We start from the raw sequence: 15,610 nt of genomic DNA on the forward strand, positions 1-15,610 counted from the left end.
CCCCATGACGGACCTTCCCGAGGCCCTGCCCGACGGGCTCTCGCAGGAGCAGATCGACGCCGAAGTCGCCAAGGCGCAGGCGGGCACGGACCGAGCGGATGGTGCGGGTGCCGACGGTCCGGCCGGATCGGCTGGTGCGGTGCATCCGACGCGTGACTTCCCGCCGTATCGCAGCAGTACCCTGCGCCACCCCCGCCGGCCCCTGATACCCGTGCGCGATCCTGAGGCCGTCGAACTGTCCGGTCCCGCTTTCGGTGTCACGGACGTGACCGCGCTCGACCGCGACCTGACACGGCAGCACCTCGGCGAGCCGCTCGGTGAACGCATCACCGTCACGGGCCGCGTGACCGACCGTCAAGGTCACCCGATACGCGGACAGTTGGTGGAACTCTGGCAGGCGAACGCCTCCGGCCGGTACGCGCATCAGCTCGACCAGCACCCCGCGCCGCTCGACCCCAACTTCACGGGCTTCGGCCGCTGCCTCACGGACGACGACGGCACGTACTCCTTCACGACGATCAAGCCCGGCGCGTATCCGTGGCGCAATCACGTCAACGCGTGGCGGCCGGCACACATCCACTTCTCGCTGTTCGGCACGGCGTTCACACAGCGCCTCGTGACGCAGATGTACTTCCCCGGCGATCCGCTCTTCGCGTACGACCCGGTGCTGCAGTCGGTGACCGATCCCGCCGCACGCGAGCGGCTCGTGGCGGCGTACGACCACGGTCTGTCGGTCCCCGAATGGTCGCTCGGCTACCGCTGGGACATCGTGCTCGACGGTCCGTCCGCCACGCTTTTCGAGGAGGAGCACTGATGTCGTTCACCCCCACTCCTTCACAGACGGTCGGCCCGTTCTACGGGTACGCGCTGCCGTTCGCGGGCGGCGCCGAGGTCGCGCCCGTCGGGCATCCCGACCTGATCACCGTGCACGGGTACGTGTACGACGGCGCCGGCCGGCCCGTGCCCGACGCCCTCCTCGAAACGTGGCAGCCCGCGCCCGACGGGTCGCGCACCGGGGCTCCCGGCTCGCTGCGGCACGACCCGGTGACCGGCGAGGTCATCGGACGTGACGGAGTCACCTTCACCGGATTCGGACGCATCGCCACCGACGCCGACGGCCACTACGCGGTGCGGACGCTACCGCCGGGCGGTGTCCCGTACCTGTCCGTCCTCGTCTTCGCGCGCGGACTGCTCCACCACCTCCACACCCGCGCCTATCTGCGGCATGCCGAGGACACCTTGCTGTCCGGCCTGCCGGCCGACCGCCGCGCCACACTCCTTGCGCACGAGGAGCGGCCGGCCACCTACCGGTTCGACATCCGGCTGCAGGGCGAGGGCGAGACGGTCTTCCTGGACTTCGGATGATGCCGCCGTACGAGGAGGGCGGGCTACTCTCGCCCGGGTGGGCCGGGTCGCAGGGCGCCGCCGCGACTTCCGATCTCGCCTACCTGCAAGCCCTGTTGGACGCCGAGAGCGCTCTGACGCGGGCGCAGTCCGCGGTCGGCGACGTGCCGTCCACCGCGGCCGAAGCGGTGACGGCGGCAGCGCGTGCGGACGCCTTCGACGTACAGGCGCTGACGCTACGGGCACGGGCCGCGGGGAATCCGGTGCTCGCGCTCGTGTCCGAACTCAAGGCCTCGGTAGCGCAGGAACACCGCGCGTTCGTGCACCGCGGTGCGACCAGCCAGGACATCGTGGACACGGCGACGATGCTGGTGGCGGCGCGCTGCCTCGACCTCGTACTGGCGGATCTCGCCCGGTCCGAGGTAGCGCTGGCACGCCTGGCCGCCACGCACCGGGACACCGTGATGGCGGGCCGGACCCTCACGCAGCACGCGGTGCCGACCACGTTCGGGCTGAAGGCGGCGGGGTGGCGGTCGTTGGTGCTCGACGCGCGGGACAGGGTTCAGACGGTGCGGTCCGCACTGCCCGCACAACTCGGGGGCGCCGCCGGTACGTTGGCGGCACTCGGCGGCAACCCCGAACTCGTCGCCGCCTTCGCGCGCGAGACGGGACTCGCCGAGCCGCCGCTCCCCTGGCACACCCTCCGCACCCCCATCGCCGACCTCGCGGGTGCGCTGGCCTTCACGGCCGGTGCGCTCGGCAAGGCGGCCGCGGATGTCCTCACGCTCTCGCGCACCGAGATCGCCGAGGTGGCCGAAGGCGCAGGCGGCGGGTCGTCCGCCATGCCGCACAAGGCCAACCCCGTCCGGGCCACGCTCATCGCGGCCGCCGCCCGGCAGGCACCGGCGCTCGCCTCGATCCTGTACGGGTCGCTGGTCGCCGAGGACGAACGGCCGCCCGGCGCCTGGCATGCCGAGTGGCAACCATTGCGCGAACTGCTGCGCGCCGTCGCGGGCGCCGCCGAAAACGCGGCGGAACTCTTCCCCGCACTCCACATCGACACCGACGCGATGCGCCGCAACCTCGACCGTACCGACGGCCTGATCGTCTCCGAACGACTCACCGCGGAACTCGGCGCGATCGTCGGACGCGACCGCGCCAAGCAACTCCTTACCACGCTCGCCGGACGAGTCCGCGAGGGCGAGGGAACCTTGCCTCAACTCCTCGCCGAACACCCCTCGTTCGCCACTCTGCCCCTCGACGCCCTCACCGACCCGGCCGGATACACCGGCGCGGCGGGCCTCCTCACCGACCGTGCACTGGAGCGACCTTGACCACCCCGCACCACACCACCGAGGGCTCCCCCACCGCTCCCCCGCTGCTGCTCGGACCGTCACTCGGCACATCGACCGCGCTCTGGGACGCGGTCGCACCCGAGCTCTCCACCACCCACCACGTGATCCGCTTCGACCTGCCCGGCCACGGCCACTCCCCCGCGTCCCTCATCAAGGACGGCGCGACCATCGCGGACCTCGCCGCACTCGTCCTCCACCTCGCCGACGAGCTCGGCCTCGACCGCTTCGCCTACGCGGGCGTCTCGATCAGCGGCGCCATCGGCCTCCACCTCGCCGCACACCACCCCGAGCGCATCGAGCGCCTCGCCGTCCTCTGCTCCTCGGCACGCTTCGGCGACCCGCAGCAGTGGCTCGACCGCGCCGCCCTCGTACGCCGCGAAGGCCTCGACGCACTGGCGGCCGGCGCACCCGATCGCTGGTTCACCCCCGCGTACTCCTCCGAACGCCTGGTCGACGACCACCGCACAGCAGACCCACGCGCATACGCGTCCTGCTGCGACGCCCTCGCCTCCTACGACCTGCGCGCCCACCTCCCGGTGATCACCGCACCCACCCTCCTCGTCGCAGGCCGCGAGGACCCGGCAACCCCACCGGCCCACCTGCGCGAACTCGCGGACGGCATCACCGGTTCGACCCTCACCGAAATCCCGAACGCCTCACACCTGGCGGTCGCCGAGTCCCCCGGCCCCGTCCTCGCCGCACTGCGCGGCCACTTCACCGGACCCGCGGGTCTCGGCATGGCCGTACGCCGCGAGGTACTGGGCACCGCCCACGTGAACCGCGCACAGCAACGCCAGACCGAACTCACCGCACGTTTCCAGGACTTCATCACCCGCTACGCGTGGGGCGAGATCTGGACGGACGAGACACTGAGCCGCCGCGAACACAGCATGATCACGCTGACCGCGCTGGTGGCGGGTGGTCACCTCGACGAGCTCGCCCTGCATGTGCGGGCGGCGCGCCGCAACGGGCTCACGCCGCGGGAGATCGCTGCGGTGGTGCAGCAGTGTGCCGTGTATGTCGGTGTGCCGGCGGCCAATGCGGCGTTCGGGGTGGTGCAGGGGGTGCTGGAGGACAGCTAGGCGCTGCCCGGGTTCCCCGGGCCTCTCGCGAGGTCGGACGCCCGGCCGGACGTACGCTGCGTGCTGTGACGATGAAATACGTGCTGGACGGCAGCCAGGTCAGGACCCTGGAGGACTTCTGGCGGGTCGCCGGTGAGACCCTGGGCTGCGGCGAGTACTTCGGCCGGAACCTCGACGCCTTCGCCGACTGCCTGAGCGGCGGCTTCGAGAGGCCTGACGACGGCGACTTCGCGATCGAGTGGCGCGATCACGCGGCCTCCCGCCGGCATCTCGGATACCCGGAGACCGTCCGTCAGCTGGAAGTGCAGCTCGCTCACTGCCATCCGGCGAACCGGCCCCGGGTGAGCGCCGAACTTGCGGACGCTCGGGCGGGTCGCGGCCCGACCGCCTTCGACTGGCTGGTCGAGATCATCGAGGCGGAACTTCCTGGGCGACTGGCTCTGCGCTAGCCAGGCGGACCGGAGTCAACCTGGTCCGCTGCCGACGACGACTATCCCCCTGCGGCCATGGCTGACACTGCCGGGCACCGCTGCCACATCAGTCCCTCCCGCTCAACCGATGCAACTGCAGCGCCAGCTGAAACTCCAACGCCCGCGCCGGAGCGTTCCAGTCGTCGCCCACCAGCCGGCCGATGCGTTCCAGGCGCTGCACGACCGTGTTCACGTGGACGTGCAGCGTGTCCTTGGTGCGGGTGAGGCTGGTGCCCTGGGTGAAGTAGGCGTCGAGGGTGGCGACCAACGCCGTGCCGCGTTGGGTGTCGTAGTCGAGGAGCGGGCCCAGAGTTTGGTCCACGTAGCCCTTCAAGTCGGCCTGGTCGCCCAGGAGTACGCCGATGAAGCCCAGGTCGGCGAGGGCCGCGCCGCGACCCGCGTGGCCGAGGGCGCGGAGGGCGGAGAGGCAGCGGGCGGCCTCCGCGTGGGCGGCGGCCAGGGCCGCGGGGCCGGGCGCCGGGCCCGCCGCGCCGACCGTGACCGCGGTGCCGAGGGCCTGGCCGAGCTGGTCGGAGAGGGTCTGGGCGCGCGGTCCGGGGCGGTCGCTGGGCAGGACGAGGACGACCTGTTCGTGGTGGATGCCCGCCAGGCCGCCTTGCGCGAGGCGGGCGCCGGCGGCGAGGAGGCGGTGGCGGGGTGCGGATTCGGCGTGCAGGACGAATACCGCGTGCGGGCGGGCCAGGGATACGCCGAGGCGGCGGGCGCGAGCCGTCAGGGCGGTCGGGTCGCCGGTCGAGGAGAGCAGGTCGGAGAGGAGTTCGCCGCGGACGCGTTCCTCGGCCTCGGCGACCGAGCGGCGCAGCAGGAGCAGCAGCGCGGTGACGACGGCGGCGCGCTCGAAGAGCAGCCGGTCCGCGTCGGAGAGGTCGGCGCGGCCGGTGAGGGCGAGCGAGCCGAGGAGTTCGGGGCCCGCGAGGACCGCGCAGACCCAGATGCCGTCGCGCTCGACGGCCCGGCCGCTGGTGCGGGACGCCGTCACGTCCGGGGCGGCCAGGTTCTGCGACTGGCCCGCGGTGGCGGCGAGTCGGGCGCCGTCCGCGTCGTGCAGGACGATGCCGCCGTCGAGGATCGCGGCCAGCGCGCCCGCGACTTCGTCGGCTCCGCCGCCGCGCAGCACGAGGTCGGTGAGCTGGTCGTGGGCCTCCTCGGCGCGGCGCATCGCGGAGCTGTGGGCGCGGATGGTCGCCGAGGCCTCGTTGAGGTCGTCGAGGGCGGCGCGGGTCTCCTCCAGGAGCCGGGCGCTGTCGATGGCGATGGCGGCGTGGTCGGCGAGCGACGACAGGAGGTTGACCTCCTGCGGCGAGAACGTGCGCGGTGAACGGTCGGAGGCGTACAGGACGCCGAGCACCTTCGGTCCCAGCATCAGCGGCACGCCGAGGATCGCGTGCAGACCCTCCTCGCGGACGGCGCTGTCGATGGTGAGGGTGTGCTTGAAGCGCGGGTCGTCCTGGTAGTCGCCGGTCGCGTACGGGCGCGCGGTGTGCGCGACGAGCCCGCCGAGCCCTTCGCCCATGCCGAGCCGCACCTGCTGGAACGCGGCGGACACGGAGCCGTCCGTGACCCGCATATAGGTGTCACCGGCCGTGTCGTCGTTGAGCGACATGTACGCGATGTCCGTGCCGAGCAGAAGACGGGCGCGGTGCACGATCGCGCGCAGCACGGCGTCGAGGTTGCGCAGGGCCGCGAGGTCGCTCGCGGTGTCGAAGAGCGCGGTCAGTTCGGTCTCGCGGCGGCGGTGCTGGCTGAGGGTGCGGCGGATGCGCAGGGCGACCTCGGTGGCCTCGCCGATCTCGGCCAGTTCGGCGGCGCCCGCACCCGCGGCGCGGGCTTCGGCGGCGGGCCGTGCGAAGTCCTCGGCGCCCGCGCCGTCGGCGAGCAGGTCGAGCAGCCGGCGCAGGGCGGCGCCGCTGGTCGCAGGGGGTTCGCCGGGGCCGGTCATGGTGGGGAGCATACGGAGTCCGGTGGGTTTTCCCATACGGGTCGAGGTGAGCTTCGCGTCCGCGCCGCGTCGTCGACGGCGAGGGCGCGGCGAGGGCCCGCCGTGCGCGGCACGGCGGGCCCAGTGGGTGGCAACGGGGCGGATCAGCCGTTGACCGGAGCTGCCGCGATCTTGTCCGCGGGCTGCTCGGCCGGGGTCGCGATGTCCTCGGTCAGATCACGGCCGAGGGTCTCCTTCGCGATCCACACCGTCACCGCGGTGACCAGCGCCGCGAACGCCAGGTACAGGGCGACGGGGGTGGACGTCCCGTAGTCCTTCAGGAGTTCCACCGCGATGATCGGGGCGAGCGCACCACCGATGATCGACGCGAGCTGCGAACCCATGGAAGCGCCCGAGTAGCGGACCTTGGTGTCGAACATCTCCGAGATGAACGCGGCCTGCGGCCCGTACATCGCACCGTGGAAGAGCAGACCCACGGTCACCGCGAACGTGATCACCGCGAACGACTCGGTGTCGAGCAGCGCGAAGAACGCGAAGGCCCACAGCGCCATGCCGACCGCACCGACCAGCGTCACCGGCCGGCGTCCGACACGGTCCGAGAGCGCACCCCACAGCGGGATGGTCACGAAGTGCACGGCCGAGCCGATGAGGACGGCGTTGAGGGCGGTGGACTTGGGGAGCTCCAGGTGGACGGTGACGTAGACCAGCAGGAAGGCCGTCAGGACGTAGTACGAGATGTTCTCGCCGAAGCGGGTGCCGATCGCGGTGAGCACCTCGCGCCAGCTGCGCTTGAACACCTCGACGACCGGCGGCTCCTCCTTGACGCCCTGCTTGGCCCTGGCCTCCGCCTTCGCCTGTGCTTCGAGGAAGACGGGCGACTCGGTGACGGAGATCCGGATCCACAGGCCGATCACGACAAGGACACCGGAGAGAAGGAACGGGATGCGCCAGCCCCAGGCCAGGAACGCGGCGTCCGACTGCACGGCGGCGAGCAGGGCGAGCACACCGGTCGCGAGCAGGTTGCCGCCGGGCGCTCCGGCCTGCGGCCACGAGGCCCAGAAGCCACGCTGCTTGGCGCCGCCGTGCTCCGAGACGATCAGGACCGCGCCGCCCCATTCGCCGCCGAGCGCGAAGCCCTGGATGAGGCGCAGAAGGGTGAGGAGGATGGGCGCGCCGACGCCGATGGTGGCGTGGGTGGGCAGCAGACCCATCGCGAAGGTCGCGCCGCCCATCATCAGGAGGCTGATGACCAGGAGCTTCTTACGGCCGATCTTGTCGCCGTAGTGGCCGAAGACCACACCGCCGAGTGGCCGGGCCGCGAAGCCGACCGCGTAGGTGAGGAAGGAGAGCAGGGTGCCCACGAGCGGGTCGCTGTCCGGGAAGAACAGGGTGTTGAACACCAGGGCCGCGGCGGATCCGTAGAGGAAGAAGTCGTACCACTCGATGGTGGTGCCGACGAGGCTCGCGGCGACGATCCTGCGGATCGAACGCGAACTGGGTGGTGCGGAGCTGACGCTGGTCATCGTGAGGCCACCGTTTCGGTCGGCTGTGCGGGGACGGGGATGCGCGGGGGGTGCGTGGTGCCTGGGGACGTACGGGGGTGGGGCGGGTGGGCTAGTTGGCTCCCCAGCCGCCGTCGACAGGGAGCGAGGTGCCGGTGATGAAGCCGGTGTGCGGGCCGCACAGCCAGAGCACCGCGGCGGCCACCTCCTCGGGTTCGATCAGCCGCTTGATCGCCGAGCGTTCGAGGAGCACCTCGCCGACGACGGCTTCCGGATCGATGCCGTGCGCCTCGGCCTGCGCGGCGATCTGGCCTTCGACCAGGGGCGTCCGCACATAGCCGGGATTGACGCAGTTGCTGGTGACGCCATGGGGTGCGCCTTCGAGCGCGGCCACTTTGCTGAGGCCTTCGAGGCCGTGCTTGGCGGTGACGTACGCGGACTTGAAGGCGCTGGCCCGCAGTCCGTGCATGCTCGAGATGTGGACGAGCCGGCCCCAGCCCTGCGCGTACATATGGGGCAGCGACCGCTGGATCAGCAGGAACGGCGCGGTGACCATCACCTTCTGCAGCAGCTCGAAGCGCTCGGGGGCGAACTCCTCGAGCGGGGCGACATGCTGCAGTCCCGCGCTGTTGACCAGGATGTCGATGTCGCGGGGCAGCGACCGCAGCGCGGCGGCGTCCGCAAGATCGACGGCGTGCGCGGTCCCGCCGACCGCCTCGGCGGTCTCCTTGGCCGACTCGGCGTCGAGGTCCACGACATGGACCTGGGCACCGGCCGCGGCCAGGGCGAGGGCGCACGCCCGGCCGATGCCGCTGCCGCCGCCGGTCACCAGGGCGCTGCGGCCCGGCAGGTGCACGGCGGCGGCCGCGGAGGTTCCGGGCGGCCCGGGAAGTTGGCTCGTCATGGCGGGAAACGCTAGAGACAGACGGCCGGTCGGCCCATGTGTCGCGCACCCATATATTCGACGGTCGTGATGTGGGGAGCCGCCACTTCGGCGCCCCGGGGGCGGCCTCGGGTCCCCCGGCGCCGGGCCAAGAGGTGGAATTCGCCCCTCCGGCGCCGGGCCCGAGGCGGCCCTCAGACCTCCCGGCGCACGCTCACCGCGTCCAGGCGGATCGCGAACGGGGCGGTGTCCTCCAGGGTCAGCGCCAGGACCTGCGCCTTGGGCAGCCCCACCTCGATCCGTACGCAGAAGGACACCGCGTACAGCGCGCCCTCGGTCTCCTCGTCCTGCAGCGCGAAGAGCAGATCGCAGGTGTACGCGGTGGAGTCCGGGCCGCTGTCGACGAACCGGAAATGGGGTGTGCCGTCCAGGTCCGCGAGTCCCGTGACGAGGTCGGCGAGCGCGCCGTCCACACCTGTCCAGAAACGTTCGTTGGCGAAGGGGTCGACCAGGGCCTGGCGGACGCCTTCCTTCAACGTGAGGACCATGACGTGCACGGGCGCGTTCTCCTGCACGCCGAACCCGGGGATCACACGTACGACGCGGGTGCCGGGGAGTTCGCGTGCCGCCTTCTGGACGCGCCCGAGGACCTGCGCGCGGGGCGCGGCCAGCGCCTCGGTGAAGCGTGCCTCGATCTCCTTGTACGCCACGGCACTTGACGGCTGTATCTCGTGGACGGTCCGGTACCCGGTCTCGGCGTGGGTGCCGGTCTCGGCGTGGGTGCCGTTCTGCTCGCTCATCGCTCGCTCCTTGTCACAACTGCCTCGATGTCCGTCGCGCCCACCCGAGTGATCGTCGGGAGCGCTCAGTATGACGGGCGGGCCCGGCCCGGGGATCGGCCGCCCGGGTGCCGGACAGCACGGCAACTGCGCAGGTCGCGGGGCGTTGTCAGTGGCGTACGCAAGACTGGTCTGTCCGAGACCTTCAGGGGAAAGGTCCGAGACCTTGCACGAAAGGGCAGTTGACATGACCGAGCTCGAACTTGTCGCGGCACAGGCCTACATCCGCCTCCTCCAGACGGCTCGCGCGGCCCTGGAGGATCCACGCGGCGCGCCGCTCGCGCTCACCGTGCTCACGCCGCCGATGGCGGAGGCGGACCAGGCGCTGGCGGCGGCCGGTCTCGCGGGCAATGAGCGCCGGTTGTTCGAGCTGGTGCATCAGGTGTGTCCGCGGTTGCCGGTGGATACGCCGGCCTGACCGGGAGGGAGGGGCCGGGCGGCGCGGGCCCTGGGGGCCGCCAATGGGCCGACAAATGACAGTCGTCCTCGCCCTGTTGACGCGCCGCGCCCGGCCCCGTCACTCTCAGCGTTGCACGCGTGCTCCCCCCGTACCGGACTCCCCATCCCCCTCTGGAGGGCCCGTTGTCCAGACGTACCGCACGACTGCTTCTCACGATTGTCATGCTCATTGCCAGTTCGATCGGTGGTGTGCTTGCCACCTCGGGCACCGCCCAGGCCGACGGCTGCTACACGTGGTCGCGGAACCTGTCGCAAGGCGCCTCGGGCGCCGACGTCACCCAGCTGCAGATCCGGGTCGCCGGATACCCCGGCTCGGGCGGTGTCCTCGCCATCGACGGTTCCTACGGGCCGGCGACCGCCGCCGCCGTCAAGCGGTTCCAGTCGGCGTACGGACTCGCCGCCGACGGCATCGCCGGACCGGCGACGTTCAGCAAGATCTACGCCTTGCAGGACGACGACTGCACCCCCGTCCACTTCTCCTACGCCGAGTTGAACACCTGCAACTCCACCTGGTCGGGCGGCGCCGTCTCCGCGGCCACCGCCAAGTCCAACGCCCTGCGCACCATGTGGAAACTGGAGGCTCTGCGGCACGCCCTCGGCGACCAGCCGATCAGGGTCACCAGCGGATTCAGGTCCCAGGCCTGCAACAGCGCGGTCGGGGGCGCCTCCAACAGCCGCCACCTCTACGGAGACGCGGCCGATCTCGGCTCAGGACCCCACTCCCTGTGCCGACTGGCCCAACAGGCCCGCAACCACGGCTTCAACGGCATCCTCGGCCCCGGCTACCCGGGCCACAACGACCACACCCACGTCGACCACCGCGCCAGTCGCTTCTGGTCAGCCCCTTCCTGCGGCATCTGACCGACTCGGATCACGGTCCGCACCGATGGCGCGTCCGCTCCACGCGGCGCGCCATCGGCGTATTCCCCCGAGGACGGCTCACATCTCAGCCGCGCCCGGCGCCGAACAGCTTCCGTTCGAGCTTGGCGACCATCCGGGGGTAGCGCGCGGGCAGCAGCCGTACCAGCCGGTCCGCCTGCCTGGCGTCCGAGCCGACGCGGATGCGCGCTGAGCCCGCTTCCACGCCGTCCACGATGATCCGGGCCGCCTGTTCGGCGGGCATCTTCAGGAGCTTCTCGTTGTAGACGCGCGTGCGCTCGAGCTGGGCGGCCGTCGGCGTGACGCCCTGTTCATGCGCCTCGGACAGCGTGGCGGAGGCGATGTTCGTCTTCACGCCGCCAGGGTGCACGAGCGTGACCCGCACCGGGGCGCGCTCGGTCAGGAGCTCGGTGCGCAGCGCCTCGGTGAAGCCCCGTACGCCGAACTTACTGGCGCAGTACGCGGAGAGGGTGGGCTGGGCCAGGAAGCCGTTGAGGCTGGAGACGTTGACGACGTGCCCGTCGCCGGAGGCGATGAGGTGCGGCAGGAACGCCTTGGTGCCGTGGATGACGCCGAACAGGTTGACCGCCAGGGTCCGTTCGTAGACCTCCCAGTCCATCTCCAGGACGGTCCGGCCGCCGCCGCTGATCCCGGCGTTGTTGTAGATCTGGTGCACGACCCCGTGGTGCGCGGCGACTTCGGCGGCGTAGGCCACGACCGCGGCGCGGTCGCTGACGTCGAGGCGGGCGCGGTGCACGTCCGCGCCGAGCGCCTTGGCGCGGTCGGCGGTCTCGCCGAGACCCGCCTCGTCGACGTCGCTGAGGGCCAGCCGCGCGCCGCGCTTGGCCAGTTCGAAGGCCAGTCGGCGGCCGATGCCGGAGCCTGCGCCGGTGACCACGGCCACCTTGTCGCGGACGCTGTTGCTCATACGGGTTCTCCTGTCGCGGGGACGGGCGCGAGCGCTGCCCCGTGGGTGCGGGCGAGTTCGGTGGTCAGGCCGACGAGTCGGCGAAGGACGCCGGGCGCGAGGTGGTGGCCCATGCCGGCGATCTCCACATGCTCGGCGCCTTGGATCGCGGCGGCCGTGGCGCGGCCGCCGCTGGGGTGCACCATGCGGTCGCGGTCGCCGTGCACGACGAGCGTGGGCGCGGTGATCCGGCGCAGTTCGGCGGTGCGGTCGCCGGAGGCCCGTATCGCATCGATCTGCCGGGCCACCTGCGCGCCGGAGCGCTTGCCTTCCGTGCGCTCCCAGAGCCCTCTGGCCCAGGCCCGCTCCTCGGCCTCGTCGGGCGCGAAGCCGGTGCCTCCGATATGGGCGAGGAGCGCAATGTGTCCGGTCACCGACTCCTCGACGGTACGAGGCGGTGCGGCGAGGAGCTTGGCGATGGTCGACAGGGCCGGCCGGCCCACCCGGCGGTTGCCGGTCGTGGAGAAGATCGAGGTGAGTGTGGCGACGCGGTCCGGGTGCCGGGCCGCGAGGGTCTGCGCGATCATGCCGCCCATCGACATGCCCACCAGATGGACGCGCTTGATGCCGAGAGCGTCGAGCAGACCGAGGGTGTCGGCGGCCATGTCGGCCAGGTCGTACGCATCGGGGCAGGGGCGTGAGAACAATTGCCGCATCCGGCCCGGCGGGCGTGCGGCGATCCTGGTGGAGCGGCCCGCGTCGCGGTTGTCGAAGCGGATCACCCGGAAGCCCTGTGCGGTGAATCCGTCCACGAGGCGGGCAGGCCAGGACGTGAGGTCGAGGCTCAACCCGGCTATGAGGAGGAGCGGTTCGCCGTCGTCCGGACCGTGGGTGCGGTAGGCGAGCCGGGGACCCGCGGGCACCTCGACGAAACGGTCCTCGCCGGCGCCCGACTCCGTACCGCCGCTCATGCCGGCACCTCCGCCGTGGCGGCGGCGCGTGTGAACCGCAGCTCCGGATCGGCGACCCGTCCCGACCGCAGCAGCTTCACGTCGTCGCGGTAGTCCATCGAGGTCAGCCACGGCATCCGGTCGCCCTGGCGGGGAAGCCCGTCGACCGCGCGCCGGATGTAGCCGGCGCCGAAGTCCAGGAACGGACGGGTCGGCATCCCCGGATCGGACGGCTCGGGGCGGCAGACGGTGTGGGCGTGGTGGTCCATGTGGGCGAGCAGCCGGCAGAAGTGCTCGCAGAGCAGGCCGATCTTCAGCGTCCAGGAGGAGTTGGTGTAACCGATGGCGTACGCGAAGTTCGGGACGCCGGAGAGCATCATGCCCTTGTACGCGAGGGTGTCCGCCGGCTCGATCTCGCTGCCGTCGACGGTGAGGCGCATGCCGCCGAACGCCTGCACGTTGAGTCCGGTCGCGGTGACGACGACGTCCGCGGCCAGCTCCTGGCCGGACTCCAGGCTGATGCCCTGCTCGGTGAAGCGCGCGATCCGGTCGGTGACCACGGAGGCCCGGCCCTTGCGGATCGCCCGGAACAGGTCACCGTCGGGGACCGCGCACAGCCGCTGGTCCCACGGGTCGTACGGCGGGTTGAAGTGCTTGTCGACGGGATAACCGTCGGGCAGCTGACGGGTGTTGACCCAGCGGATCAGCCGCCGCGCCGCCTTCGGGTACTTCCTGCAGAAGCTCCAGACCACGCGCTGCTGGGCGATGTTCTTGCGCCGGGCGAGCGCGTAGCCGCGGCGTTCGCCGAGGTACTTCTTCATGGCGTTGGCGACGGCGTCGACGCGCGGGATGGGCATGACGTACGTCGGGGTGCGCTGCAGCATCGTGACGTGCCCGGCGGTCTCCGCCATCGCGGGCACCACGGTGACCGCGGTCGCCCCGCTGCCGATCACGACCACGCGCTTGCCCGCGTAGTCGAGGTCCTCGGGCCAGTGCTGCGGGTGCACGACCGGGCCGCGGAAGTCCTCGATGCCCTCGAACTGCGGGGTGAAGCCCTCGTCGTAGCGGTAGTAACCGCCCGCGCAGAACAGCCAGCCGCAGGTGAGCGTGGTGCGCTCGCCGGTGTCGACGCGCTCGATCCCGACGGTCCAGCGCGCCTCGGCGGTCGACCAGGAGGCGCCGATGACCTTGTGCCGGTAGCGGATGTGCGCGTCGAGGCCGTTCTCGGTGGCCGTCTGCCGCACGTAGTCGAGGATCCGGGGCGCGTCCGCGATGGACTGCTCGTCGCGCCAGGGCTTGAACTCGTAGCCGAAGGTGTGCAGATCCGAGTCCGAGCGGATGCCCGGGTAGCGGAACAGGTCCCAGGTGCCGCCGGAGGCCTCGCGCGCCTCCACGATCGCGAAGCTCTTGGCGGGCAGTTCGGTCGTGAGGTAGCGCGCGGCACCGATGCCCGAGATCCCGGCTCCGACGATGAGGACATCGAGATGCTCCGGACCGGATCCGGCGGACCCGGCGGATCCGGCGGACTCGTCCGGCGCCGAGACGGCGGGTGCAGAGCGGACGGAGGACGAGGACACGGGCGGCTCCGGGCGGTGTCGATGGACGTGTGCGTCCATCGTGGTGGCGCCAGGACCCTCTCACAACGTGCAAAGTGCACCCTTGGCATGGGTGCCACGCAGCACTATGCACCTCTACGATGGCGGAATGTCGTGGCCGCCACCTTCCCCCCGGATCCGGGAGCTGATCCGCCAGGGCGCCGAGATCGCGCTCACCCCGCCCGCCGACTGGATCGCCGAACTGGACGCGGCGACCCTGGCAGGCGAAGCCGTCCGCCAGATCGCGGCGGATCCGGTGCTCGCCGCGGGCACGCGGCGTACCAACCGCTCGAACCTGTTGTTCTGGGCGGCCTCCAACGTCCGCGCGCCGGGCGAGCCGGTCCCGGCCAACGACACGGAGGCGCCCGTGGCGGTCGCGCGGGACATCGTGCGGCGCGGCCTGGACGAGTCCGCCCTGGACGCGTACCGCGTGGGCGAGAGCATCGCCGTACGGATGTGGACGCAGATCGCCTGCTCGCTCACCGACGATCCGCAGGAGCTGCGCGAACTGCTCGATGTGTCCCTGCGCTCCATCGCCTCGTTCGTCGACGACACCGTGGGCGCCATCTCGGCCCGGATGCGCGCCGAGCGCGACGAGCTCACCCGCGGTACCCACGCCGAACGGCGCGAGACCGTCACCCTGCTCCTCGAAGGCGCTCCGATCACCCGCAAGCGCGCGGAGAGCCGTCTCGGCCACCGGCTCGACCAGACGCACACCGCCGCGATCATCTGGACCGACGCCACCGACACCGATCTGCTCCTGCTCGACCGCGCGGCCGACGCGCTCGCCGAGGCCGCGGGCCAGCTCCGCCCGCTCAGTGTGATCGCCAGTGCGGCCACGCGCTGGCTGTGGGTGCACGGTTCGCCCGACGCCGGCCGACTGGGCGCCGCGCTGGACCACCTGCCGGACGTACGGATCGCCATCGGCTCCCCCGCGCCCGGTGTCGACGGGTTCCGCCGCAGCCACCTCGACGCGCTCACCACCCAGCAGATGCTCACCCGCCTGACCTCGCCGTCCCGCCTGGCCTTCCATCACGAGATCGAACTCGTCGCCCTGCTCACCGCCGACCCCGAACGCGCCGACCGCTTCCTGGCGCGCACCCTCGGCGGGCTGGAGACCGCACCGCCCGAACTCATCGAGACCCTGAGCGTGTTCCTCGCCGAACAGTGCAACGCCACCCGCGCCGCTGCCCGCCTGTTCACCCACCGCAACACTCTGCTGCGTCGGCTGGCCCGCGCCGACCGGCTCCTGCCCCGCCCGCTCGCCGAGCATCCGGTCGAGGTCGGCGCCGCCCTCAGGGTCCTCCAGTGGCGCGGACACGGCTGAGACACAAGGGGCGGGGAGCGGCCGGAATCGTGCGAGCCGCAGGAGATCCGCACAGGCC

15 protein-coding genes are annotated in these 15,610 nt (G+C 71.8%); 8 read left to right on the plus strand and 7 right to left on the minus strand.

The genetic code is table 11. From position 1 onward, the window contains the following. The first annotated feature begins 4 nt into the window (after nt 1-4). The 5 genes from pcaH to ACIBI4_RS00755 all read left to right on the plus strand — a co-directional run bounded on the left by pcaH (nt 5) and on the right by ACIBI4_RS00755 (nt 4,230). Complete coding sequence (pcaH, locus tag ACIBI4_RS00735; protein WP_399201321.1) at nt 5-814, plus strand: protocatechuate 3,4-dioxygenase subunit beta; 810 nt, start codon at nt 5-7, stop codon at nt 812-814. Then, nucleotides 814-1,365, plus strand: coding sequence for a protocatechuate 3,4-dioxygenase subunit alpha (gene pcaG / locus ACIBI4_RS00740; RefSeq protein ID WP_399201322.1), 552 nt, complete (start codon nt 814-816; stop codon nt 1,363-1,365). The genes pcaH and pcaG overlap by 1 nt, the downstream gene beginning before the upstream one ends. Further along, complete coding sequence (gene pcaB, locus ACIBI4_RS00745) at nt 1,362-2,678, plus strand: 3-carboxy-cis,cis-muconate cycloisomerase (RefSeq protein WP_399201323.1); 1,317 nt, start codon at nt 1,362-1,364, stop codon at nt 2,676-2,678. Before pcaG ends, pcaB begins: the two co-directional genes overlap by 4 nt. Next, nucleotides 2,675-3,781, plus strand: a complete 1,107-nt coding sequence (locus ACIBI4_RS00750) for an alpha/beta fold hydrolase (protein ID WP_399201324.1) — start codon at nt 2,675-2,677, stop codon at nt 3,779-3,781. The genes pcaB and ACIBI4_RS00750 overlap by 4 nt, the downstream gene beginning before the upstream one ends. Before the next feature lie 65 nt (nt 3,782-3,846). Next, the gene (locus tag ACIBI4_RS00755; protein ID WP_399201325.1) at nt 3,847-4,230 is read left to right on the plus strand and encodes a barstar family protein; all 384 of its coding nucleotides are present in this window, start codon (nt 3,847-3,849) and stop codon (nt 4,228-4,230) included. Nucleotides 4,231-4,318: 88 nt separating this feature from the next. On the opposite strand, the gene ACIBI4_RS00760 is transcribed toward ACIBI4_RS00755, so the two are convergent. The 4 genes from ACIBI4_RS00760 to ACIBI4_RS00775 all read right to left on the minus strand — a co-directional run bounded on the left by ACIBI4_RS00760 (nt 4,319) and on the right by ACIBI4_RS00775 (nt 9,396). Then, nucleotides 4,319-6,211, minus strand: coding sequence for a helix-turn-helix domain-containing protein (locus ACIBI4_RS00760; protein ID WP_399201326.1), 1,893 nt, complete (start codon nt 6,209-6,211; stop codon nt 4,319-4,321). A 143-nt stretch (nt 6,212-6,354) separates the two neighbouring features. Next, nucleotides 6,355-7,734, minus strand: coding sequence for an MFS transporter (locus tag ACIBI4_RS00765; protein ID WP_399201327.1), 1,380 nt, complete (start codon nt 7,732-7,734; stop codon nt 6,355-6,357). Nucleotides 7,735-7,825: 91 nt separating this feature from the next. After that, nucleotides 7,826-8,617 (minus strand): 3-hydroxybutyrate dehydrogenase, encoded by a 792-nt coding sequence (locus ACIBI4_RS00770; RefSeq protein ID WP_399201328.1) that lies wholly within the window; start codon nt 8,615-8,617, stop codon nt 7,826-7,828. Nucleotides 8,618-8,790: 173 nt separating this feature from the next. After that, on the minus strand, nt 8,791-9,396 hold the full coding sequence (locus ACIBI4_RS00775; RefSeq protein WP_399201329.1) for a Type-2Aa cytolytic delta-endotoxin: 606 nt from the start codon (nt 9,394-9,396) through the stop codon (nt 8,791-8,793). A gap of 226 nt (nt 9,397-9,622) precedes the next feature. Between ACIBI4_RS00775 and ACIBI4_RS00780 the strand changes: the two genes are divergently transcribed. Together ACIBI4_RS00780 and ACIBI4_RS00785 are read left to right on the plus strand one after the other, a co-directional pair. After that, on the plus strand, nt 9,623-9,853 hold the full coding sequence (locus ACIBI4_RS00780) for a hypothetical protein (RefSeq protein WP_399201330.1): 231 nt from the start codon (nt 9,623-9,625) through the stop codon (nt 9,851-9,853). Between the two features lie 164 nt (nt 9,854-10,017). Beyond that, complete coding sequence (locus ACIBI4_RS00785; RefSeq protein WP_399201331.1) at nt 10,018-10,755, plus strand: D-Ala-D-Ala carboxypeptidase family metallohydrolase; 738 nt, start codon at nt 10,018-10,020, stop codon at nt 10,753-10,755. Between the two features lie 85 nt (nt 10,756-10,840). On the opposite strand, the gene ACIBI4_RS00790 is transcribed toward ACIBI4_RS00785, so the two are convergent. Genes ACIBI4_RS00790 through ACIBI4_RS00800 form a run of 3 tightly spaced genes read right to left on the minus strand, consistent with a single transcriptional unit; the run spans nt 10,841 to nt 14,102 of the window. Further along, nucleotides 10,841-11,701, minus strand: coding sequence for an SDR family NAD(P)-dependent oxidoreductase (locus tag ACIBI4_RS00790; protein WP_399201332.1), 861 nt, complete (start codon nt 11,699-11,701; stop codon nt 10,841-10,843). Next, complete coding sequence (locus ACIBI4_RS00795) at nt 11,698-12,651, minus strand: alpha/beta fold hydrolase (protein ID WP_399201333.1); 954 nt, start codon at nt 12,649-12,651, stop codon at nt 11,698-11,700. The genes ACIBI4_RS00790 and ACIBI4_RS00795 overlap by 4 nt, the downstream gene beginning before the upstream one ends. After that, nucleotides 12,648-14,102: a flavin-containing monooxygenase gene (locus ACIBI4_RS00800; RefSeq protein WP_399201985.1), complete on the minus strand. Its 1,455-nt coding sequence runs from the start codon at nt 14,100-14,102 to the stop codon at nt 12,648-12,650. The genes ACIBI4_RS00795 and ACIBI4_RS00800 overlap by 4 nt, the downstream gene beginning before the upstream one ends. A 232-nt stretch (nt 14,103-14,334) precedes the next feature. On the opposite strand from ACIBI4_RS00800, the gene ACIBI4_RS00805 reads away from it, so the two are divergent. Then, nucleotides 14,335-15,552 carry a PucR family transcriptional regulator gene (locus tag ACIBI4_RS00805; RefSeq protein ID WP_399201334.1) on the plus strand — a complete coding sequence of 406 codons (1,218 nt, stop codon included), beginning with the start codon at nt 14,335-14,337 and terminating at the stop codon, nt 15,550-15,552. The last annotated feature ends 58 nt before the right edge of the window (nt 15,553-15,610 follow it).

This window comes from Streptomyces sp. NPDC050418, assembly GCF_044458745.1.
Lineage (GTDB): Bacteria > Actinomycetota > Actinomycetes > Streptomycetales > Streptomycetaceae > Streptomyces.

Coding starts and splice junctions, on each gene's coding strand:
- ACIBI4_RS00775 (WP_399201329.1), bottom strand. CDS start 9,396: ATGAGCGAGCAGAACGGCACCCACGCCGAGACCGGCACCCACGCCGAG.
- ACIBI4_RS00765 (WP_399201327.1), bottom strand. CDS start 7,734: ATGACCAGCGTCAGCTCCGCACCACCCAGTTCGCGTTCGATCCGCAGG.
- ACIBI4_RS00780 (WP_399201330.1), top strand. CDS start 9,623: ATGACCGAGCTCGAACTTGTCGCGGCACAGGCCTACATCCGCCTCCTC.
- ACIBI4_RS00770 (WP_399201328.1), bottom strand. CDS start 8,617: ATGACGAGCCAACTTCCCGGGCCGCCCGGAACCTCCGCGGCCGCCGCC.
- pcaB (WP_399201323.1), top strand. CDS start 1,362: ATGATGCCGCCGTACGAGGAGGGCGGGCTACTCTCGCCCGGGTGGGCC.
- ACIBI4_RS00795 (WP_399201333.1), bottom strand. CDS start 12,651: ATGAGCGGCGGTACGGAGTCGGGCGCCGGCGAGGACCGTTTCGTCGAG.
- ACIBI4_RS00805 (WP_399201334.1), top strand. CDS start 14,335: ATGTCGTGGCCGCCACCTTCCCCCCGGATCCGGGAGCTGATCCGCCAG.
- ACIBI4_RS00790 (WP_399201332.1), bottom strand. CDS start 11,701: ATGAGCAACAGCGTCCGCGACAAGGTGGCCGTGGTCACCGGCGCAGGC.
- pcaG (WP_399201322.1), top strand. CDS start 814: ATGTCGTTCACCCCCACTCCTTCACAGACGGTCGGCCCGTTCTACGGG.
- pcaH (WP_399201321.1), top strand. CDS start 5: ATGACGGACCTTCCCGAGGCCCTGCCCGACGGGCTCTCGCAGGAGCAG.
- ACIBI4_RS00760 (WP_399201326.1), bottom strand. CDS start 6,211: ATGACCGGCCCCGGCGAACCCCCTGCGACCAGCGGCGCCGCCCTGCGC.